General features: G+C 36.5%; 18 protein-coding genes and 1 pseudogene. 17 read left to right on the top strand and 2 right to left on the bottom strand.

Features of this window, described 5'->3' with window-relative positions; translation table 11 throughout:
- The first annotated feature begins 109 nt into the window (after positions 1 to 109).
- The gene (gene trhA / locus ACXAEA_RS13455) at positions 110 to 748 is read left to right on the top strand and encodes a PAQR family membrane homeostasis protein TrhA (RefSeq protein ID WP_475096393.1); all 639 of its coding nucleotides are present in this window, start codon (positions 110 to 112) and stop codon (positions 746 to 748) included.
- 163 nt (positions 749 to 911) lie between these two features.
- On the opposite strand, the gene ACXAEA_RS13450 is transcribed toward trhA, so the two are convergent.
- On the bottom strand, positions 912 to 2,123 hold the full coding sequence (locus ACXAEA_RS13450) for a Bcr/CflA family multidrug efflux MFS transporter (protein ID WP_475096392.1): 1,212 nt from the start codon (positions 2,121 to 2,123) through the stop codon (positions 912 to 914).
- A gap of 882 nt (positions 2,124 to 3,005) precedes the next feature.
- On the opposite strand from ACXAEA_RS13450, the gene ACXAEA_RS13445 reads away from it, so the two are divergent.
- The 7 genes and pseudogenes from ACXAEA_RS13445 (at position 3,006) to ACXAEA_RS13415 (ending at position 11,453) form a co-directional block, all read left to right on the top strand.
- Entirely contained in the window at positions 3,006 to 5,285 is a 2,280-nt protein-coding gene (locus tag ACXAEA_RS13445; RefSeq protein WP_475096391.1) for a M6 family metalloprotease domain-containing protein, read from the top strand.
- Between the two features lie 189 nt (positions 5,286 to 5,474).
- Positions 5,475 to 6,353: a peptidylprolyl isomerase gene (locus ACXAEA_RS13440; protein ID WP_475096390.1), complete on the top strand. Its 879-nt coding sequence runs from the start codon at positions 5,475 to 5,477 to the stop codon at positions 6,351 to 6,353.
- A 399-nt stretch (positions 6,354 to 6,752) separates the two neighbouring features.
- Positions 6,753 to 7,649, top strand: a pseudogene (locus tag ACXAEA_RS13435) (proline dehydrogenase family protein).
- A 176-nt stretch (positions 7,650 to 7,825) separates the two neighbouring features.
- Positions 7,826 to 8,689 (top strand): nitroreductase family protein, encoded by an 864-nt coding sequence (locus ACXAEA_RS13430; protein ID WP_475096389.1) that lies wholly within the window; start codon positions 7,826 to 7,828, stop codon positions 8,687 to 8,689.
- A 342-nt stretch (positions 8,690 to 9,031) separates the two neighbouring features.
- On the top strand, positions 9,032 to 9,256 hold the full coding sequence (locus ACXAEA_RS13425; RefSeq protein WP_475098126.1) for a hemolysin III family protein: 225 nt from the start codon (positions 9,032 to 9,034) through the stop codon (positions 9,254 to 9,256).
- A 182-nt stretch (positions 9,257 to 9,438) separates the two neighbouring features.
- A complete protein-coding gene (locus tag ACXAEA_RS13420) occupies positions 9,439 to 10,365 on the top strand; it encodes an ABC transporter ATP-binding protein (RefSeq protein WP_475096388.1) in 927 nt (308 codons plus the stop codon).
- Entirely contained in the window at positions 10,362 to 11,453 is a 1,092-nt protein-coding gene (locus ACXAEA_RS13415; RefSeq protein ID WP_475096387.1) for an ABC transporter permease, read from the top strand. The genes ACXAEA_RS13420 and ACXAEA_RS13415 overlap by 4 nt, the downstream gene beginning before the upstream one ends.
- Before the next feature lie 431 nt (positions 11,454 to 11,884).
- Here ACXAEA_RS13415 and cspC read toward each other — a convergent pair whose 3' ends face one another.
- Positions 11,885 to 12,085, bottom strand: a complete 201-nt coding sequence (cspC, locus tag ACXAEA_RS13410) for a cold shock protein CspC (RefSeq protein WP_044394619.1) — start codon at positions 12,083 to 12,085, stop codon at positions 11,885 to 11,887.
- 634 nt (positions 12,086 to 12,719) lie between these two features.
- Between cspC and ACXAEA_RS13405 the strand changes: the two genes are divergently transcribed.
- The 9 genes from ACXAEA_RS13405 to ACXAEA_RS13365 all read left to right on the top strand — a co-directional run bounded on the left by ACXAEA_RS13405 (position 12,720) and on the right by ACXAEA_RS13365 (position 22,467).
- Positions 12,720 to 13,763: an HNH endonuclease gene (locus ACXAEA_RS13405; protein ID WP_475096386.1), complete on the top strand. Its 1,044-nt coding sequence runs from the start codon at positions 12,720 to 12,722 to the stop codon at positions 13,761 to 13,763.
- A 26-nt stretch (positions 13,764 to 13,789) separates the two neighbouring features.
- Complete coding sequence (locus ACXAEA_RS13400) at positions 13,790 to 14,014, top strand: hypothetical protein (protein ID WP_475096385.1); 225 nt, start codon at positions 13,790 to 13,792, stop codon at positions 14,012 to 14,014.
- A 244-nt stretch (positions 14,015 to 14,258) separates the two neighbouring features.
- Positions 14,259 to 14,588 carry a helix-turn-helix transcriptional regulator gene (locus tag ACXAEA_RS13395; protein ID WP_475096384.1) on the top strand — a complete coding sequence of 110 codons (330 nt, stop codon included), beginning with the start codon at positions 14,259 to 14,261 and terminating at the stop codon, positions 14,586 to 14,588.
- An 18-nt stretch (positions 14,589 to 14,606) separates the two neighbouring features.
- Positions 14,607 to 14,852 carry a hypothetical protein gene (locus tag ACXAEA_RS13390; protein ID WP_475096383.1) on the top strand — a complete coding sequence of 82 codons (246 nt, stop codon included), beginning with the start codon at positions 14,607 to 14,609 and terminating at the stop codon, positions 14,850 to 14,852.
- A 590-nt stretch (positions 14,853 to 15,442) separates the two neighbouring features.
- Positions 15,443 to 16,414 (top strand): DGQHR domain-containing protein, encoded by a 972-nt coding sequence (locus ACXAEA_RS13385; protein ID WP_475096382.1) that lies wholly within the window; start codon positions 15,443 to 15,445, stop codon positions 16,412 to 16,414.
- A gap of 6 nt (positions 16,415 to 16,420) precedes the next feature.
- Complete coding sequence (locus ACXAEA_RS13380) at positions 16,421 to 17,308, top strand: hypothetical protein (protein ID WP_475096381.1); 888 nt, start codon at positions 16,421 to 16,423, stop codon at positions 17,306 to 17,308.
- The gene (locus ACXAEA_RS13375) at positions 17,289 to 19,250 is read left to right on the top strand and encodes an ATP-binding protein (protein ID WP_475096380.1); all 1,962 of its coding nucleotides are present in this window, start codon (positions 17,289 to 17,291) and stop codon (positions 19,248 to 19,250) included. The genes ACXAEA_RS13380 and ACXAEA_RS13375 overlap by 20 nt, the downstream gene beginning before the upstream one ends.
- A gap of 14 nt (positions 19,251 to 19,264) precedes the next feature.
- Positions 19,265 to 20,581, top strand: coding sequence for a radical SAM protein (locus tag ACXAEA_RS13370; protein ID WP_475096379.1), 1,317 nt, complete (start codon positions 19,265 to 19,267; stop codon positions 20,579 to 20,581).
- Positions 20,578 to 22,467 (top strand): radical SAM protein, encoded by a 1,890-nt coding sequence (locus ACXAEA_RS13365; RefSeq protein WP_475096378.1) that lies wholly within the window; start codon positions 20,578 to 20,580, stop codon positions 22,465 to 22,467. The genes ACXAEA_RS13370 and ACXAEA_RS13365 overlap by 4 nt, the downstream gene beginning before the upstream one ends.
- Positions 22,468 to 22,612: the final 145 nt, after the last annotated feature.

Below are 22,612 nucleotides of genomic sequence, written 5' to 3'. Positions count from 1 at the left end.
ACAAATCCTTTTAGATATTAAAGTCATAAGTGATATACTAATGTTCTAATATAATAGAAGAAACGGATCAGGAACTCCGTTTGTCATATAGAGCAAAGGAGTCAACAGTATGGCGGATGTACATATATTTACGAAAAGAGAAGAAATCGCAAATGCGATTATCCATGGAATCGGGGGTTTATTAAGTATCGCAGCCCTCGTCATCCTGATCGTATTTGCTTCACTGTACGGAACAGCGTGGCATGTCGTGAGTTTCACCTTATTCGGTACTACCATGGTTCTGTTATACACCTCCTCAACCCTCGTCCACAGTTTTCCACCCGGCAAAGCAAAGGACGTCTTTGAAATCATGGATCACTCATCCATCTATTTCTTCATTGCCGGCACCTACACACCATTCCTATTCATTGCGGTAAAAGGAGCATTAGGATGGACACTGTTCGGTATCGTCTGGGGCCTATCCATCGCAGGAACAGTATTTAAATCCTTGTTCGTCAAACGCTTCCTGCATACATCCACAGGGTTATATGTCCTAATGGGCTGGCTGATCGTCTTTGCGTGGGGACCACTGACACAAAATGTTTCCTCAAAGGGATTGCTGTTTCTGGTGACCGGAGGAGTCCTGTATACAGTAGGAGCAATCTTTTACGTCTGGCGCGGGTTCCATTACCACCATGCAATCTGGCATCTGTTTGTTATTGCTGCTTCCATTATGCACTTTTTTGCGGTGTTGAGCTTGCTGCCTTGATTTAATGCATACAGAAGCTGCAGTTATAGTAAGTTGTTCTTTAAGGTGAATGCGACAAAATGATTATAAAAACACCTCTGATTTCGTATGGTAAAACCTATACGAAATAGAGGTGTTTAATCTTTTTTTCGAAAGCCTAAAGGAAAACAGTTTTGCAAGAGTACTATTTTTCTGTCTGTACTTGTAGTGTTGCTCTCCGAACTAGCGCAAAATAGGAAAGGAGAGCGAGTAAGCTTGCTGATAGAATCACCACACCCATTGGTATCGCTGAATATTCTCCTGCAATCCCTACTAATGGTGACGTAAGTGAACCAAGAACAAATGGCAGTAAACCTAATAGTGCTGAGGCACTTCCGGCAATATGTCCCTGAGTCTCAATTGCTAATGCGAAGGAAGTGGTTGAAATAATCCCAATGGAACACACTAAAAAGAAAATCGGTATTGCAACTGCTAGAAGTGGTGCTTTTAACAGAAGAGCTACCAGTAAAAAAGTGCCGGCGATCGTGGAAAGAAATAAGCCGAATTTCAAGAACGTTTTTTCCGGAATAATATCTGCTAAACGGCCAACCAACTGGGTTCCGATTATCAAAGCCAGGCCATTTACTCCAAAAAGTAAACTAAATACTTGAGGAGATACCCCATAAATATTCTGATACACAAAAGGGATGCCGGACACGTATGCAAAGATACCTGCTATAATAAATCCTTGTGTAAGTGCATAGCCAAGGAATTCTCGGTCTTTGAATAAAGATCCAAAATTCTTTAACACTTGAGTTAGGTTGCTTGGAACCCGCTTTTCCATCGGTAATGATTCTTCAAGTTTGACGGAAACCGTAAGAACCAATACCAAGCCGACAAGTGCTAGAACAAAAAACACTCCATTCCAATCCGTAACAGCAAGGACTCCACCACCCACAATCGGTGCCACAATAGGACCAAGGTTGCCAACTAACATTAATAAAGAAAAAAACTTGGTCAATTCCCTGCCATTATAAATGTCCCGGACAATCGCTCGGGAAATTACGAGACCACCCGCTGCTGCAAATCCTTGCAGGAATCGAGCTGCAATAAAAAGATAAATAGAGGGGGCAAGGGCACATGTAACAGAAGCTATTAAATATAAGGTGAGAAATATAAGCAAGGGCTTTCGTCGACCTTGTACATCACTCATTGGACCGATAATTAATTGTCCCAATCCTAGTCCTAACAGACATGTTGTTAAACTGATTTGAACCAAGGATGCAGTGGTTCCATAGTCTTTAACAATCGTAGGAAACGATGGTAAATACATATCAATCGTGAATGGTCCAAGGAGTCCGAGTGATCCTAAAAGTAATGCAAGTTGTAATCGTTTTGTTCCTGAAAGTTTATTCAAGTCGTTCTCACCTTTCTGAAAATCTTTAAAACAAGAAACTGTTCCTTAGTATCTTACTTGAAAACTGCCCCTTTACTCCAGCAAAGTACTTCGGCTCCCTAAATGATTTAAAAGAGTAAAAGGCTTTTTAATTCTCAATGATACATATGAACCGTCCCTATTTCTCCTATTCGTGATCTTCAATACGCATATAGTTAGGAAAGATGATTTACTGTATATGGAACGCATATTCAGTAGTCCACTTAAAAGCTATTGAAACATTGTCATAATCACTAGCCTTATCCTTGAGGGATAAGGCTTATTTTATTATGACCCTAGATTTACTGTTTCTTTTAGGCTACTCCCAAGTTATAACCCACAGGATAATATTGGGTCTTTTGATTCGTTTTTCTTTCTATGGAATAATCTTGAAGGAATGCGAATTTTTATGCAGAAATAGAAAGTATTAATATTTCGGAATACGTAATAGATTAAAACGCAGTTTTAGGGATACATTTGCTGTGAAGATATGTAAAACACGCAAACTAATTTCGGAATATTCGCAAATATTGCAGGAGAAATGTCAACAAAATTTCATGGAATCTATTAAATCCTTTATGGAATCATCAATAGAATTCCCCACCTTGCAAACTTCCGATTTAAGATTCTTTTATTTTTAAAATCCAAACAGAGTCATATTTTGTAAGACTTATCAGATTTAATCGCGGTTAATGAATTTGAAGGAGGTGATAAACCCAGGTACGGCATCAAGCTGTGAATGGAGGCGATAAAAGGGCTTTTAACAATAAGGAAAATGTCGACATAACGAAATCTTCAAGGTAATTAAAAATTAAAACCTACATAAAAAGGTAGGGACTTTTACTAAATGGGAGGAGAATACATTTGAAGTTTAGAGGTAAAATTGCAGCCGCCACTACCACAATAATGATAGCGTTTTCTTCAACAGCCACTTTTGCTGCGGAACCAGGTCTGGAAAAAATGCCTGACCCAGTGGATTCCCAGTCATGGGTGAATCCAGATGATATGACCTGGAATGATTATAATCCGATACCAGGTATGGACTGGAATTCAACGAATATTCAACCCGAAACAGAACTTAAAGGTGCCTTGATTCTAGTCGACTTTCCAGATCAGGAATTTATCTTGACTCAACCAAAGGGTTCAGAGATTGCCGGCAATCCACAAGTGGATGCTGTTCCTCGTGAAGAACTTGGGGAATGGTGGGAGGATTTTCTGAATGTCCCTAGCAAACTCAACAACTATCAGACGATTGATAGCTTTTGGAAAGAGAACTCCCAAGGAAAATGGGGCGTATCCCTTGATTCTTATGGTCCCTACCGCTTAGATAAAAACGAATTTCAGTATGGACTGAACTATATGAATCCTGGTTCACTTCCACCTCAATATAGTGGTGGTAACCTTTTTCAGGATGGGGTAAATGCAGCAGCAGCAGACATTGCTGCAGCTGGAAAAGAATATGACTTTGCATTCATCGTACATGCTGGTTATGACGAATCAACTGTATGGCAAGAATTCGGCGAAATGATGTTTCTTAATCAAGACTCGGTTTCTGATGAATTTGGTCCGCCGGATTTACCTGGATTTGAAAACATGCCGAACTGGGCAAAAACTCGTTATGTTCCCTGGACTTCCTGGTATGCAGGCAAAACGATCTGGTCGGCGGCATCTAGTGCAGACATAAATGGCAAAAGGATTCGTGTCTCTATCCAAGGCGAAAGCGATGGCATGGGTACATTCGCTCACGAATTTGGCCATCTCCGCGGTCTTGGGGATAATTACAATAATGCAAGTCTTGACCCTAGAACCTATTCGGGTTATTGGGAGACGATGAGCCGTGGCTCATTCAATGGACCTGGCGGAACGCACACTCGCTGGATGATTCCATCAACCCTTGGTGCTTCTATACCGGCACCACATATGCTTCGGAATAAGATGAAACAGGGATTTGTATCAGATGATGAAGTCTTGAAGCTAAACCGTGATGAATTAAAGGAATCAGGACCGGTGTTTGCGGATATTACCGCACGTCAAGCACCAATTGGCAGTCAATTCGGCCGGACTGGGGTCCATGGTATCAATATCAGCATGGACGATTCTACTCCAACAGATTACCTGGCCGGTGACTGGCGGAACGATATTCATTCCAACAGATTGTACAATAACTACACCCTTGAAGTGGTTGACCGCGTTGGTTCGGATTCCTTCGCAGCTGATTCTGGCGTCTTGATTGCCAAGACAAGAAATGCAGAGACTGCCCCGAATATCTGGGTAGTTGATTCACATCCTGAAGATATCAATCTGAAGGACTTTACTAGACCTGACGGCACCACAGCGATGGTTGCCAAAGGTGATCCACGGCAAACCCTGGATGCTTTATTCAAAGCTGGTAATGGGACAAGTTTGGTTGCCGGACAATTTGATGGTTCTATTGACAAAGACACGGTTGTCAGTGAGTACATCGATCCTTATAATAAACTTCATTTCTACATTTTAGGGAAACAAAAAGACAATGATGGGGTGCTCCGCTATCAGGTTGCCGTCCGAAACACGGAAGGCGCAGGTGCATTCGAGCGAGGAGTAAATGTTAGCGCAACCACTGTAGAGCCCGCTGTACAGGATAAGGTGGCAGTCTACCAATTTAATGTCACTAATACCGGTGAAGCAAAAGACCTTATTCGTGTCAATGCTTCTGCAGGTGATGATTGGAAAGTTCAACTTGAACACAACGTAATTGCGGTGGAACCAGGTGGAACTATCGCTGTTCCAGTTTATGTGAAAATCCCGAAAGGAAAGACAGCGCCTACCAAACTTACCTTTACGGCCACTTCAGAGACAGACGCTAATCAAAGCTTTACAGATTACAATTTCTTACCTGGCAGCCTAAGTTCAGCAGGTATAAGTTCTGTTATTGATAGCTTTGCAAATGATGGATCTATAAAAGTAGGTACAGCGCAAGCATTGAAGGCACATATGAAAACTGTAGAGCAATTTGAAAAGAAAGGTTCTGCTGATAAGGTTATCAAACACATCAATGATTTTAAAAGATTCCTAGAACTCAAAAAAGAAGCTGATCAGATTTCTGACAAAGCATATACCAGTTTGAAAGCATATGCTGATTCAATGATTGAACTTTGGGAATAGGCTAGGTCCATAGATCACTATACTTTCCAATGCCTGGGATGGAATTAGAATATGGGGAAAATAAAAGGCTGGGACAGTTATCAGACTGTCCCGCCTCTTTAAAGCTGGTTCATAATCAGGCATTAACTATAAGGTAGGGTGCAAGGAGCAATGATTTTAGGAAGTTGTCAAAAATAGGAGTGAAGATAATTGAAGAGTATAAACAAAATTGCTGCCGTTTTTTCATTGTTGCTTTTACTTGGTGCCTGTTCGACTCTAACTTCTGGAGAAGAACCCGAGTTACTTGTTAAAACGGAATACGGAAATATCTCAAAAGATGATCTATTTAACGAAGTGGCAAATTCCGAGCGGGGAAAAGAATTGATTCAGAAGTTGGTTTATATGCAAATATTAAAAGGCAAATATAAGGTATCTGATACTGAAGTGAACCAGCGGCTGGACGAAATAAAGAAACAGGTCGGTGGTGAAGAAGCATATACAATGTTCCTACAAAAACAGGGCTTTAATAACGAAGAAGAGTTAAAGGACTATATCGAACAATCCCTTTATTTCTTTAAAGCAACAACAGAAGGGGTGGAAGTCTCAGATAAACAAATAAAGGATTACTATGAACAGCATAAAGATCAATACACGGAGGTTAGAACCAGCCATATTCTCGTGGATGATGAGTCAACTGCTAAAGGAATAGAGAAGGAACTAAAGAATGGAGCCGATTTTGCAGAATTGGCCAAGAAACAATCAACTGATCAAGTGTCTGCAGAAGAAGGCGGGGATTTGGGTTATCTTTCCGGGCGAAGCAAGGAAATGGATCCTACATTTCTTGCAGCGGCTCTGAAATTGAAAAAAGGTGAAGTGAGTGAGTCGATCAAAACAGTATTTGGTTATCACATCATTAAAGTAATGGATAAAAAGGAGACGCCATTAAGTCAGGTGAAAGATCAAATTAAACAAACGCTAATGGAAAAAGAGGCAAAACCGGTACAGGAGATATTAAATAAATTGAATAAAGAAATTGAGATAGAAGAAGATGCTTTTAAAGAAGCATTTAAGGATGTAGAACCAAAATAACCAAATACTTTTCCTCTAGGTTAAAATGTAAAACTCTAGTGTAGAAGTTGGTATGCTTAACGTCGAACTTTATACTAAATACATAGTTATATGCCATCACGACTATGGTGAGAACTAGACGAAACCGGAGTCTTTAACCAGCTTCCAGGTTTCCTGGTATTCTTTGATCAATAAGATATAAACGATACTACCTATAATAGCAGTAGATAGAAAAGGCAAGCCTCATGTTGTATAAAAAGGCTTGTCTTTTTTTGCAGTAGTAATTCTTACTGAAGAAAACCCACTGGTGTAACTAGAATATATAGCAACCATTAGTAAGTTATTGTAAAAGAGAAAAGGGTATCTAACTTATAAGAAAGCTTCCCAATAAAAAAACAGAAAGGATAATGTGCAGTAGCTATAGCGAGAGATTTTTTCATAGCGTTGTCAAAAAATCAGTTATTAAATGCTAGTGCAAAAAAATGGGGATTCAAACTCGGGGCGGAAAGGTTGTTGCAGGAACGGACACAGATGGAATGATTCAATCGGTGAAGAATCTAAACTCTCATGGTATTAGTGCAACAGTAGACCATCTTGGTGAATTTGTTTCTTCTGAGCATGAAGCAATAGAAGCCAAAGAGAATGTCCTAAAAACTTTGCAAGCCATTAAACAATCAGATGTAGACGCACATCTATCAATTAAATTAACACAACTGGGATTAGATGTTGATCAAGAATTTTGCCTGAAAAATATGCAGGATATAATGAAAGCAGCAAAAGAATACGGAATATTTGTAAATATAGATATGGAAGATTACAGTCATCTCCAAATGACCTTTGATATATTAGAAGAGTTGCGTTACGAATACGACAACATCGGAACGGTTATCCAGGCATACCTTTACCGTTCAGAAAACGATCTTGAAAGACTGAAGCATACGCGCTTAAGACTCGTAAAAGGTGCTTATAAGGAAAATGACCAAGTCTCTCTGCAAAAAAAGGAAGAGATTGATGCCAACTAAACTGATCAAAAAACGACTGGAACATCCAGGCTTCACATCAATCGCGACACATGATCATAATATTATAAATGAAGTAAAAAAATTTGTGATGGAGAATGATATTCCGAGAGATAAGTTTGAATTCCAAATGCTATATGGTTTCCGAACAGATATGCAGCTAGAACAAGTAGAAGAAGGATATTCCTTCTGTACCTATGTACCATTTGGGCATGACTGGTATGGATATTTTATGAGAAGACTAGCAGAACGTCCACAAAATTTGAATCTCGTTTTGAAGAGTTTAGTGCCGAAGTAAAATGCTTGTGGATTGAAAGGAAGATGGGGAGAAGCAAGGGGACGTATCCCTTACATTTTGTTTAGTTATGTAAAAAGAGGATGATTTCCAACATTGGAACATGGCATGGAAGTACTGCTGTTATTCTGTTTGGAAGCATTAGGTACGTCCCTTTGCTCCCCTTAAAGAGGTGCATAATGAGTATTAATAAATCTGCTATTGAAACGATGAAATATCGTCAATCTATCAGAACATATGATACAAAAAAGCTTTCTGAAACTGATTACGAAAGGATCAAAGAATACATAGCATCTGATGATAATTTAATAGGACCTTTTGGCAATAAAGGCCGAATTGAGCTTATTCAGATTACCAACAATGTATCAGAAAAAGGAATCAAGCTTGGAACTTATGGATTTATTAAAAATCCGCAGGTCTACCTGGTCGGTCTGTGTGAAAATAAGAAATACTCCTTGCTGGAATTCGCTTTTACATTTCATAAGCTGGTGATTTATTTGACAGAGCTTGGACTGGGAACATGCTGGATGGGAGGCACCTTCAGCAGGAATTCCTTTGAAAGAGAAATTCAGCTTGCAGAAGGAGAGTTTATTCCATGTATCACGCCATCGGGCTATCCTCTACAAAAACAAAGAGTATTTGATAAAGCGCTTCGGTATGTAGTGAAAGCTGATAACAAAAAAACGTGGGATCAGTTGTTTTTCGACAGAAGTTTTGCAGATCCGCTTGAGAAAGCAAATGCCGGACAATTTGAGATTCCCATCGAAATGGTGAGGCTGGGTCCTTCAGCATCAAACAAACAGCCATGGAGACTAGTATTGTCGGAAGATCGGGAAAAGTGCCATTTTTATATAGAACATACCCCGAATTACAGTACAAGGCTTGGATATGATATGCAAATACTGGATATTGGCATTGCGATGGCTCAGTTTGAGTTAGCTTGCGATGAACTTGAAATCAAAGGCCGATGGAAAGTTGAAGACCCCGGACTAGAGCTCCCGGATAGTGTGACAGAGTATATGGTTAGCTGGACACAGGATTAAAAGTAAAAATACCGGGACTTGCCAGGATTTATAAAATCTTTGCTATTAAATTTGAGCTGAAGAAATCACTGAGAAAGCATGTATTGTCCTTGTTACATAAAAAGACCATTTATAATGCATAGCTTGATGGGATACTGATTAAATTTTTATGAAACACAGGGACGTGTTATGGTTAAGGAACTTTCCCATTAATCATTTGGATATGATCAATCAGAGACGGCAATTTAATCACTGCCGTCTTTTTGCATGAACACAAAAATTAAGCAAATGAAGCATTATGTAAAATGTTAAACGAACTTCTAGCGTAAACCTTCCCGAAATTTAAGATAATAGAAGACACTAATCGAAAAGAGCATCTATACTGATGTTTCTGATCATAATGTAAGTTCGAACTTATTCAGAGCGAACATGGTCCTGCTCTGCACATCCTCAACACTCGTTCACAGCTGTCCTCCCGGCATAGCAAGGGACACCTTTGAGATATTAGACCATTCTTGTAGCTATTTCTTTATAGCTGGTACATTTATATCATTTCTATTCATTGCTGTAAAACTAGCCCTGGGATAGACTCTTTTCGGAATAGTATGGGGCCTTTCTATCGAGAAGAGTTCTTGAAGGATTACAGATTTTTTTATGGAATATTATTAACTTAATGGATACCTTGGAAAACCATTACGCTGATTCCACATGGAGTTGCTGGGAAAAATGAAATCAAACTAATCACAACTGCCATTCAATGGAGGCTTGTCATGAATAATGAAAGTATAGTAGATGTAAAAGGTTTGAAAAAACGATACGGCAGCTTTACTGCTGTTAAAGGAGTTTCTTTTCAGGTGAAAAAAGGAGAAATCTTCGGTCTGCTTGGTCCGAATGGTGCTGGCAAGACGACCACCATTGAAATGTTAGTCGGCCTGAGAAAGCCAGATGAAGGAACGGCAACACTATCGGGCTTCGATGTAATTAAAGAAGTGAACAAAGTTAAAGAGGTAATCGGGGTACAGCTTCAGTCCACCTCGTTGTTCGAATTGTTAAAAGTAGAAGAAATTTTGCATTTGTACGGAAGCTTTTATCCGAGTCACGTGGATATCGATGATCTAATCGGTGATATGCTGCTGACAGAGAAGCGGACTGACAGAATTAAAGGACTATCAGGGGGGCAAAAGCAGCGACTTGCTATTGCACTTGCGCTGATCCACGACCCGGACATTGTATTCCTCGACGAACCAACGACCGGGCTTGATCCACAGGCAAGAAGGACTCTTTGGGACATCGTCCTCCGATTGAAAGAGCGGGGAAAAACCATCATTCTCTCGACACATTATATGGACGAAGCCCATGTGCTCTGTGACCGAATCGGAATCATGGATCAAGGAGAACTGATTGCCCTTGATACGCCAATGAATCTAGTGAAAAAACTGCAGTCTACAAGTTCAGTGGAATTCCATCTGAGCAATCCGCCAGAGCGAGGCTGGTTTCTGAAAATGGAGGGAGTAGAGGAAGTGTCGATCAAAGACAACTTTGTCCAGTTATATACGGATGATGTTCAAGTCACCCTGACCTCCTTGATTCATGCATCAGCAGAACATCAGTTCAAAATTGAGGATTTGCAGACTCGATCAGCGACATTGGAGGATGTATTCATCCATATGACTGGAAGGAGCATCAGGGAATCATGAGAGCTTATTGGCAATTAACACTGGCACAATTAAGGATTTTTGCACGAAATAAACAGGTTTTGTTTTTTACCTTGCTTTTTCCGATCATTCTTATGCTTGCACTTGGAACTTTTGCAGGAAATGACAGCAATCTATCTTTATCAGTAGGGCTGATCGACCTCGATCAAACAGCTGCTTCAAAAAACTTAACAGAACGCTTTTACAAAAATGAGGGCCTTGAGGCTAAAAAATTCAAAAGTATTAAAGGCGGGAAAGAAGCCCTGAAAAATGGAGACATCCAGCTGTTCATGGAGATTCCAAAAGGATATGAAGCAAAACTGGAGGAGCAGAAAGAACCCTCTAAACTTCCAGTCTATTATAATGAAAAAAATCTCACGACGTCAGAGCTCGGCCTCACTGTTGTGAACGGAATCATTGATCAGTACAGCAAGGAGCTTGCAGACTACGAGCCGGTCGTAACCATTGAAAAAGTGGGAATAAAAGCACTCACCATCCGCTATGTTGACTTCCTCGTTCCAGGAATCGTCGCCATGATGATCATGAGCAACAACATGAACGGAGTCGCCGGCCAAATTTCTGCCTGGCGTGAAAGAGGAATTTTGCGAAGAATGCAAGGAACGAGACTAAAAGCCTCCACCTTCATCGCGGCACAAATCACCGCCCGCCTGCTGCTTAATGGAACCCAGGCACTGCTCGTCGTCCTCATCGCTCATTTCGTCTTTAGCATTCATGTCGCTGGTTCCTGGCTTGCCTTAATCTTCTTCATCATCCTTGGCACACTAGCTTTCATGGCACTCGGTTTCATTATTGCCGGAATCGCGAAAAACCCAGAAAGCGCAGGCCCGATTGCCGGATTCATCACATTCCCGATGCTGTTCCTTGGAGGAGTGTTCTTCCCGATTAACAATATGCCAGATCTCATCCAGCCAATCGTGAAAATCCTGCCAATCGCCCATTTGAGTTCCGCATTGAGGGAGACAATGAATCTCGGTACACCATTCCTCCAATTAGGTACAGAAACACTAATCCTGGGTTCTTGGTTAATCGGCGGGTTTATTGTGGCAAGTTATGTTTTTAAGTGGGAGTAGGGCAGGGATGTGTGGACTGAGACCTCTATCACAATACAACCAAGCATCTCACTGAATTTTGCGTGTTGGCAGGGAAATCATCATTTGCTTTCTTGGAAAAATAATATTGAAAGTTATGCGACAGTTAAGAATTTGCAGGTTTTTCTAGTTGAGTTTAAAAATTTCAATAATTGCAATGATTCCCGAATGAAATAAAAGAATCGTCCCTGTGTCTCTTCCTGAAGTAAAAAATAATTTGATAAAATACGCCTATTGTCAATTCAGTATGTTATACTGGAAACAAACCTTTTTATCTTTAAACCTTTTTACATTACCGGTTCCATCTCCCTGCTCAAATTTTGATCAGGGTTTTTTATTGAGAATTATTTTATTTTAAGCAATATAAAAAACAGGCTCTATATATAGAGCCTGTTCGTATGAATGATTTAAGATTAAGCTTTTTGAACGTTAGCAGCTTGAGCTCCACGAGCACCTTGCTCAACGTCAAATGTAACTTTTTGACCTTCGTCTAAAGATTTGAAACCTTCACTTTGGATAGCTGAGAAGTGTACGAATACGTCGTCTCCACCTTCGCGCTCGATGAATCCGAAGCCTTTTTCTGCATTAAACCATTTAACTGTACCTTGTTCCATTTTTGTTGCCTCCTAGTGCGTTATCGCACAACGTATTACTATCCTTGCCCAAAGTGATCATCAAGACGAAAAGTTGATACTTATACTATCCTTTACACCGAACAAAAATAATTCTTATTCATCATAACAGGAAACGTAAGATATAGCAAATCATCTCTGCCTCAACTTGAATAGTACATTATTAACTGTGACCATGCTAGGCTGCTTTAATGGTTCTTGAACGAACATATGCTTTAAACCAGGACGGATTAACATTTTTTGTAGATTACCTTCTTAACATAAGTAGTAGGAAAGTTGAAGAAGGATTAATTTTCAAAAGCTATAAAAAGAGAATAATGTAATCTCTCCAAGTGAGAAGGGTCAAGTAGTTGGTTGGAACGGTTTCAGTCGATTTTTTATGTCTGGCGCAGGTTCCATTACCATTGTGCAATATTGCATGTTTTTTATTAGCTAGAACAGTCATGCATTTTTTGGGATTCTGAAATTGTTTCCATAATTTTATATTTTTAGATATGAAAATGGAAAGCGGCAGTTAGTATATTCTGTTGCTTTTTTGTTTGAGAATAATTGGTTTTTTTAATTAAATTAAATGTAAAATAAAAGAAGGTTGATAATCTACTAGGGAGAGAATACTATGGCTAGTTCAATTACTATTTTAAAGAATGATAAGCTTCAATTCGAAGCGGAGAGTATTCAAGAAGCGGCAAGATATTTGGCAGAGCACTTTAAAACTTCCAAATATAAATTTTATGATCATATAGAAAGAGGGTATGTTTATAATATTCCTTTTTATATTGAGGAAGATGAATATCGCTTTGTTGCACCTGAAAAAATTGCAGTTAAACGACGTAAAGAACTTGAGGAAACTGGTCATAAAAATGCTCGTCGCATTTGGTTAATACCAGCTAATCCAAATGATTATGATGTTGATGGAGCATTTGGTTATTATGATACCATTGACTGGAAACGCTCCTATAACTATGAAAATGGCGATATTATTTTTATCTATATCTCAGGTAATATTAAGAAAGTCCGTTATAAGGTGGAAGTTATCGAAGGGTTAGTTACAGATCATGATATTATATATGATAATTCTTTTTGGAAAGATGAAGAAAAATTTAAGCAATCACTAGAATACGATCGTGCACGTATTCGACTATTAGATACAGTAGATACTCCTGAATTATCTCTTACTAGATTACGTGATAATGGTCTGAAAGGGAATATACAAGGTGCAATGAAACTCAATGGAGAACTCCTAGATTATATAATGTCCTTCTTTAAACACGACTTGACGGAAGGATACTTTCCAAATGAAGTTCCGGAATCGTTAATAGAAGGAAAGAGTAGAACCGTCACAGTTAATATTTATGAGAGAAATCCAATTGCCCGTAAGCTCTGCATGAATCATTTCGGTGTCCAATGTCAAATTTGCAATATGAACTTCGAAGACATATATGGGGAAGTTGGAAGAGATTTTATACATATCCATCACATTGTTCCGCTTCATGAGATACAGCGTGACTATGTAGTGGATCCGGTAAAAGATTTAATCCCAGTTTGTCCTAATTGCCATGCGATGCTTCATCGGAAAGAAAACGGTGTCTATTTGTCTGTAGAAGAGTTAAGAAACCGTATTTCTGCTAATGATTTAAAGAATCACAAAATACATTCTTAATCTTGGAGTAAGGAAGGTGGTAGGTTATGGAGTTTAAGGATTTTTTAATGAAAGAATATAAGATTGGCGAAAAATCAGCTAGAGATTATGTCGGCCGTTTTAATGGAATAGTGGAAAGAGGAATTTATAAAGGGGAAAGTGAAATTACTTCTCGAATGAGAATGGATATAGAAAAGGAATTTCCTAATTCAGTAAATCACTACCTCCTTACCCTTGAAAGATACATAGATTTTAAACAGAAAAATGGATAGGTAGTTGGATATGTTTATTCGTGTAAAGTTTGATTTATTATTTGGTTCACCAAAAACATAGTTATATCTCACTTGCTTGTAAACTACATAAATAAATATAAATATAAATACACTAGCGACAGTCATAGACTGCCGCTTTTTAGTATGAGTTTTAAAAAGTTGCATAAAGGAAACAAATGTCTAATTATATACGTGTTCCAATTTAATCAATAGTTATCTAATGGTCTTAAAAAGGAGTTTTCCCTTGGATCACGAAAAGACCAAACAGATCATTGTGGTAGGTAAGATTATTGAAAAGCTGCGAAGAGAACAACTACTTAATCAAGAAGACTTAGCTGACTTAAGCAATAAAGACCGCAGAACCATTAGCAATTTAGAAAGAGATCAATATAAACCATCACTTGAGACTTTCTTTAATTTGGCAGCTTCTTTAGAATTGAAACCATATGAACTAATGAAAGTAATTTATGAATTAAAAGAGAACCAAGAATACTACAATGCAGCTCTCAAGGAAGTAATACAGAAGAAAGTTATTCTTAAAAAGAAACGGAATACTAAAAAGACGAGTAAATAATAGGTTGGAGGAACCGAAATGTATTCAATAGAATATATCGGTCGAAGGGTTAATAGGTTCACCAATGAATACAATGATGAAATTGAAATGGAAATCATTAAGTATCAGGATCATTATAAAGTAGTTGTGACGATATGCCAGGAAGGGGCACCTTATAAGGATTATATTGGGGTAGGGATGGATAAAAGGAGTGCGAGGAGTGCGGCTAGGAAAGCTTTAAAAGGTTTATATTTGGAAGCTTATAGTGAGGAAAAAAATCACTGACCTATCTATCCAATGAGAATAAATTTTTTTCTGTTGTATACATTCCTCGTACTGTGAAGCCAATCCCAAGATTATAAGATCAAAAATATTAAAGCCTTATTCGTTGATGGATCAAGCTTCTTTAGTAAAGAGTTTTCACAAGATTTATATCCTTTAAATCTATAGAAACTTACTTTTATGGAGAAAGTATTAATGAAACTTATAGATCAAGTGGTAGTGTAGCAAGAAGATTATACATAGATTTTATTACATTCTGGTTAAGGTATGATAAAAATAATATTATTTTTATTTCAGATGCAGATATGAAGAAACTCGAAGACGCATGAGCATCAGACTATTAAATGTGCAAAGAGGAGCCAAAAAAAGGGCTCCTTTTTTGTATAGACAAGTTTTGTCTATATATTTTACTTAATACCATAATAGGCGGTACTTTTATCAAAACAAGAAGTGAACTTTCAAAAGTGCTTTTAAGAATTTACTATATACATATTAAAACGTTAAGAAAAGCTAATAAAAAAATCACAGAAACAAATGTAACTGTTACATTTGTTTGATATACTATAGTAAATGTGATTTTTGGAGGCGAAAAAATGGATGAAATTACATTGCAGGTAATAAAAACTATTCAAAAGCAAACTACTACATATATCGGCTATTTAACTAAAGAGGAAGCAAGTGTCTTGTTATATTCAGATCATTATCCACCACAAAATGATAGATTGGGATACCAAAGACCACCTGATCTAAAAAGAGCAGAGTCTTTCGCGAAATATCTTAAGGACAGTGATTCAGCATTTTCAACACCAATATTACTTAATGCTAAAACCAAGTTGCGTTTTGAAGAGATATCAAACGATTTTGGATATATTAAATTTCCGATTAATGAATGTTTATCAATTGTTGATGGACAACATAGAAGTCTAGGTATTATTAAATTTTATGATGATGACATCAAAATACCATTTATGCTTTTTGACAACATTAAGGACGACCTAGAACAAGAATTGTTCATTACTATCAATCGTGAGCAAAAAAAAGTTTCTATGAGTCATGTTCATTTCATTGGAAGGAAAAATGATGCGTATTCCCAAATTGCGATTAAGTTGGAATCTGATAAAGAAAGCCCTTGGTATCAAAAAGTAAATCTAGTAGGAGCAAGAGGAACTAAGAGGCCAGTTTCTTTGCAGTCATTGAGGAGTTCACTAATAGAACTTTTTCAGGCTGGTGAAGTAAAAGTTCTAGGGTTTCAGCAGAAGTACCGTATTGCGTTAGATTTTTGGAATGTTGTGGCAGAAATTTGGCCAGAAGCTTGGGTAGGAAAAAAAAATTCATTATTAACTAAAGCAATTGGTACCTTGGCCTTAAGTAAGTTAGGGGGATTTCTAATTCCTAATTGTCTAAACGAGAAAAAAGATGGTTTGGATAGAGATAAGTTAAAAAAATATTTAGTTAAAACTCAAAAAGTGAATTGGATGAGTGATGGTGATTTTAAAGGTTATTCAGGAAGGCATGGTGCAGACCTAATTAAAACTGAACTGGATTCTATAATTTTTAGGGACTGATGAACATTGCAATTAGAAGAAGTCTGGAAAGGTGAATTTCCAAAATACTGGGATATCTCTGGTTGGGCAGAAATTCACGAGGATAATTTATTCTCACTAACTAAAACTGATGGTAAACGTAAACTTTATGTTAGGAATTTAGTTAATTCAAAGATATCTGAGTTTAATACTACGGCTAATATATTATTGGGTTTTTATAAAAATTCAATTATACTAGGTAGGTTACAAGATGCCAGATCACACATTAGCCTAACTAACTTATATGCATTCGACTATGTAAATAATGAGATAAAGTGGAAAAATAAAAACAATTATCTTTTCGAAAAATATAAGATCCCAGTAGCTGAAAATACATCTTTTATTAATGTAGGAAAGGATTATATTAACCTTGATACTGGCGAGACGACACAGTCACCATTAAATACTACTCCTCAAAAAAGTATATCAGATGATTTCAAAGATCGATTAAATAAAAATTGGTACTTAGGTTCAATTAATAATACCTTGTACTTTTATGACAGAGTCAATTCGATTTATATGCTAAACACAAAAACTGGTGTAGAACAAAGAGTCGACCTTGAAGATTTAAAAATAGTTTCTAGTAAAGCGAGCGGGACATTTACAGAACGAAAATATTCCTTTAAGGACAGAACCTTGTTTGATGCAGTTATAAATAATGAATACATCGTTTGGACAAATAACGAGAATAATTTAGTGATTTACTCACAAACTCAAAATTCTTCAATAGTAATACAAAACACCAAAACAGACCTGGATTTATGCTTAGGGTCTATTACTAATAATTACATATTGCTATATGGAATAAAAAATTCCAGTGAAGGGTCAATTTTTATTATAAAGTTGGGGGATTCAAATGAAAAATACAGTCAGTAAAACAAATCGTGGAACAAGGTTTGGAGGAATTAGCCCATCTGTATTAAGGGAATTATCTGGTGTATATCAGCCATTCGTCAAAGCTGTTAAAGAGATCGTCTCTAATTCTTACGATGCAGATGCTAAAGAGGTACACTTGAATTTTATTGAGGATTATAAACATTTATTAATTGAAGACAACGGACATGGAATGAATCCTCTAGAGTTTATTCGAGAGTATATTAGAATAGGAAAAAGTACCTCTAAGAGTGAATTCACAAAATTCGGGAGGCCGCGAATAGGAGGGAAGGGAATTGGATTCCTTGCTCCAGCAAGATATTGTGAAAAATTAGAGGTAGTTACCAAAAGGACAGGGGAAGTTCATTCCTACTTAAATATTTATTTGTTTAATGAAACAAAAGTAGACTTCTCAGAGTTAATACTTGATAAACTGGGTGACTCAAAAGTTTTACAATATATTGAAATTAATAAGGTAACTGATGTTCTTGGTAATAAAATTGAAGCAGAAATAAATGATTTAACTATTCATTTACCTAATCCAATGAATGAGTTAAAAGTAGAATATACATTTGATTCTTCAATGATAGAGCTTCAAGCCGTTATTGATTTTGACCGCTTATTTTCACTCGATTCAGCGAAAAGCTTAGAGGATATTGAGAATTTTTGTGAAATTTCAATTAGTGAAGTAGTGGCCGAAGATAAAGGAAAATCATATACAAAGATAATACTAACTAACATAAAAGAATTTGTTAGAAATGAGCTCCAAAAGAGAGGGAAAAAAGGTGCTCGTAATATTGAGAGCTATAAAGGAATCGACCAATTCCTTTGGAGTTTAAGTCGAATTATCCCAATAAGATCTGATATACATGAAAACATACCAATAGAGTTGGCAGATTTTATAAGAAACGAAATTGATGGAGAAGAAAAGGGGCACGTTTTAAATGTAACTTATAATATAGATGACCTTTTAATTAAGCCCTTGGAAAGACAAATAATCCAACCAATTGAAAAGCTTTTCTTAAACTACGATAAGGATATAATTAAAAAACTAGATATTTCAGATGAAAGATATGAAATTAAAGGATTTCTAATTGGACAATCATCAACAATTTATCCAGCTGAGTCCCGAGGGATTCTAATTAGAGTTAAAGGTGTAGCGATTGGTGAGCCTACATTTTTTGATTTGGATAAAAAACTAACTGGATCTTCAAAGGTGGCTTTAAGTCAAATCTCTGGTGAGATAAACATTTTACGCGGTACTAATGCTATTGAAGATATAAACCCTGGTAGAGAAGGTTTTTATAAAGAAAGTAAAATCTATAATTATCTAAAAGAATACCTTATTGGAGAAGATCCTGATCGTTTAGTTGGACCCCTAAAAGATGTAATTGATTCTATAATAATGCGAAGTGAAATAAATGCTAGTATTAATAATTTTGTAAAAAAATACGAAGGGCAGAGAACAGCTATAAGAGAAGCTGCCATGACAATCGGAGAAATGGGGATATCAGATCCAAATATAGAAGGTAGGTTTTTTGAAGAAAAGAAATCATATGAAATGGCTCTTTCTAAAGCAGTTCAATATAAGGCTGAGGGTAAACTAGCATCTTATGAAGTGAATCTAGTTGATAATATTGAAGGTACTCACAAGATAGATAATGCCAACAAAAGAATACTTTTAAATAAAAATGCTGACATATGGAAGCGAAATATCAATATTCGAGGGTTAAACTTTGATATTGTTTACAAACACGCAAGAAATTCTAATTTATTCTGTGAAGTTAATCCTAAAGCTAAAAAAATATTTCTGAATTGGGACCATCCAATGAGGTCCAGCATGGGAGATAATACGTATATTAAACATTGTTTAGCTACAGTTGCATCAGATTTGCCTCAAGAGAATTTAAATACTTATATACATCTACTTACAAAGAAAATTTAAGAGGGTGAACCGCTTTGATAACTATATCACCTAACGAATGGTTAAATTCCATAAGTTCAGAAGATAGCATCCTGTTAGTGAATCCACCAGTATCTGAAGTTAGATATGCCTGGTTAAAATGGAATCAGCCAACTGACCTACTCCTACTAAGCGATTTATTGAAAAATATAATAGGGTGTAAAGTGGAACTATTGGATTTTATGTTACCAGATGAAAATGGCCGTGTATCAAATCGTGAATTGAGTCGTAAAAAAATTAATAATGATGAATACAAAACAAGGTTATACGGAGCTTCTTTAGATAACATTTCTAAAAATCTAGATGAAGTATCTTCTATTTGGAAACCAAAGTACATTGTAATAACCTCATTAACTTCTTATTGGTATGAGTCAATTATCAGGTTAATACCATATTTTAAAACTTACTTCCCTGAGGTTAAAATTGTTCTAATGGGATCTTTCCCAAAGGTTGAAACGGAAGAAGCACTAAAAATTGGTGCTGATATTGTTATTAAAGACTTTTTTGATTTCTCAAACAATGTACCTGATTTTAACATTTATTCCCAGGGCATTACAAAAGTTCTTAATGACAAAAAGGTATTAAGTTTTGGGGGTATTAAATTCACCCCAAAAAACACTTTAGATAACATTCAAGGTCAAATCAAAACATTGATAGAGAATAAAGTTAAAAATATAGTAATTTTTGAAGGTGATTTATTTAAAGACGATTCTTCAATTCTTAACGAAATGATTCAATACATCGAAAGAGAGAATATTAATATTAACTTTCATGGTATTTGTGGAATAAATCCATCGAAGGCTCGAGGGGATATATATCATAGGATGTTAAGAGCTGGTTTCAGATCGTTTTTTCTAGAATACGACCTATTCGGAAACGAACTTAATATAGATAGTTATAAGAAAGTATATTATGAACTGATTAAAAATAATCCTGTTAGGAAAGTAGCTTCCGGTAGTTTAGCAGGATTTCTAATGATCGGTACACCACAGGATAACCTTGAAAAAATGTTTAAACACAGCTTTAATATATTGGAAACATGCGGATCATTAATACCAAAACCATACACACCTGTTCCAGGTACACAAGAGTACAAAAAGTACTCTAACGATTTAGGCTTAGATAAATTATCACCACACTTGTTTCCATTAGCAGAGACCAATGGGATAACAAGAAATGACTATAAAGAGTTTTATCAACACGCAGCTTTTTTAAATGAAAAACGAAGTGGTAATTCATTTAATTACTTCGATAACTCGCATACTAGCATTTCTTTAAGAAAGAGTTTGGGAAAGAAAGTTGGAGTGTTATGAAAAAGAGAAATAAATTAGGTATCCTTATCAATCCTCCAGTTTATGATACTCAATATTGGGCAAGATGGAGTATGCCGCATGGTTTATTAAAGATTGCTACCTGGCTACGTGAGGAAGGATATGAGTTAAAACTATTTGATTGTTTAAATCCATATGGCGAAGATAGTGGAATCTCTGGTAAGGATATTGATTTTGAGAGTTACGATGCTGTAAGAAAAGAAAAGAAATCAGTGGTTGTTCTTGGAACAAATATTGAACGGAATGAGCCAAGTACTTATAAGTTAAATAGTAATGAAAAGTGGAAATATATATTTGGTATGCCTACTTTTATACTCGAGCAACGTTTAGAAGAGTTGAAAGAAGATATTAAGCACAAAGAATATCGAGAAATAGAAATTTGGGTTACTTCGATAATGACATATTGGTGGGAAAGTACCAGGGATGTTATTCAAGCAGCACTTAATATTTTTCCGAATGCAAAGGTAAGGGTAGGAGGAATATATCCTACCTTGACCCATAAATATAACCATCCTCAGACAAAGCTTGGAATTAACCCTTTGGTTATTAAAGGAGACCAAATCGATCTAGATAATGATGAACAAATGGCTAATCATCTAGTTGTATATAATGAAATTACCGATGCTTCAAATAGATGTTTAGCTCTGGACCTTTACCCAGATGGGGAAAAGCCTCCATACACTATATTAACTACTTCTAGAGGCTGCCCACATATTTGTGCTTATTGTGCTTCTAACATATTGAATGACGGTACTAAAGTAAGAAATAGAACACTAGATGATGTAATGACAGAAATAAAAGAGTTATTCCGTCATGGTACTAGAGTTTTCTGTTTCTATGAAGATAATTTATTAATGAAAATGCAAGAATTTAAGAATATAATTAGGGCGGTAATGGCTGATAAGTCTTTGCATGGAATAAAATTGTTTGCACCAGAAGGAATTGAAATAGGAGTCGCAATGGGAGACCGAAAAAGATTTCTCTTAAAACTTCGTGATGAGGATAGAATAATTGCGACTTTAACAGTAGAAAGTGAGTTCAAGTTAAAACTAGATAAAGGGTTACCGACCAATAGTAGTGTCGATAAAAAAATTCTAAAAGTAAGTATAGATGAAGATTTAACTCAAGGTGCAGTAGAGTTACTTGAAGAAAATGATGAATACGTTAAGCTTCTAGTAGCAGATACGGACGAGTTATTATTAAGTAAAGTATATAAAGATAGTGGAAGGCACGAGTTGGTATACGAAAATAATACAGATAGTAGTCTAGGGCTCTATTTAGTAGGTGTTCCTGAAGTTATATACCTAATGCATCAAGCCGGTTTTGAAAGGATATACCTCCCTCTAGAAACTATAAAAAAGGAAACAAACGCTCGTTGGAATAGATCGTGGAATAGTAATCTAGAGAGGTTTGAAGCGCTTTTACAAGCTCTTACAGAAGTTGGGTATGATCCGAGAAGGCAAAACATTAATGCATTTGTAATGTTTGGTTTACCTGGTGAAGACATAGAAGAAATATATGACACAGCTTTATATGCATCCGAAAGAGTTGGCTCTGTAATACCAATGCTGTTCACACCAGTACCATCTACCCAAGTATTCGATATGTATAAGGATTATATAAACGAAAATGGCTTTGACTTACAACACTTAAATGGAAAACTCTTACCGTTTTATAACTATCTAAGGGATCAATTAAAAGAAAAAGATCCGGACCGAGAATTAAAAGTAGAAGATTATACTAGACTTGAAAGCTTTATGCAACGTATTAACACTAAAGTATTGGGCGGCTCGGTTAATATTTATGGAGATTCAAAAGTATCGAATACATTTAGAAAAGTTTATGGTGATTATCAATCAATTTTATAAAATGCCTTCAACCTGTAGACAAACACGATGAATATCGTGTATGTTTACAGGTTTTTAATTTTGTTAGAATGATACATGGGAGTGACCATTATTTTAATGAAATTTGCCTTTGGACAGAGGAGAGACATGCTCGGATAAATTAAGG

It is taken from the genome of Mesobacillus sp. ABV4_180, from assembly GCF_056158485.1.
The sequence above is the reverse complement of the archived record's forward strand: the minus strand, read 5'-3'. Positions and strand labels throughout refer to the sequence as shown.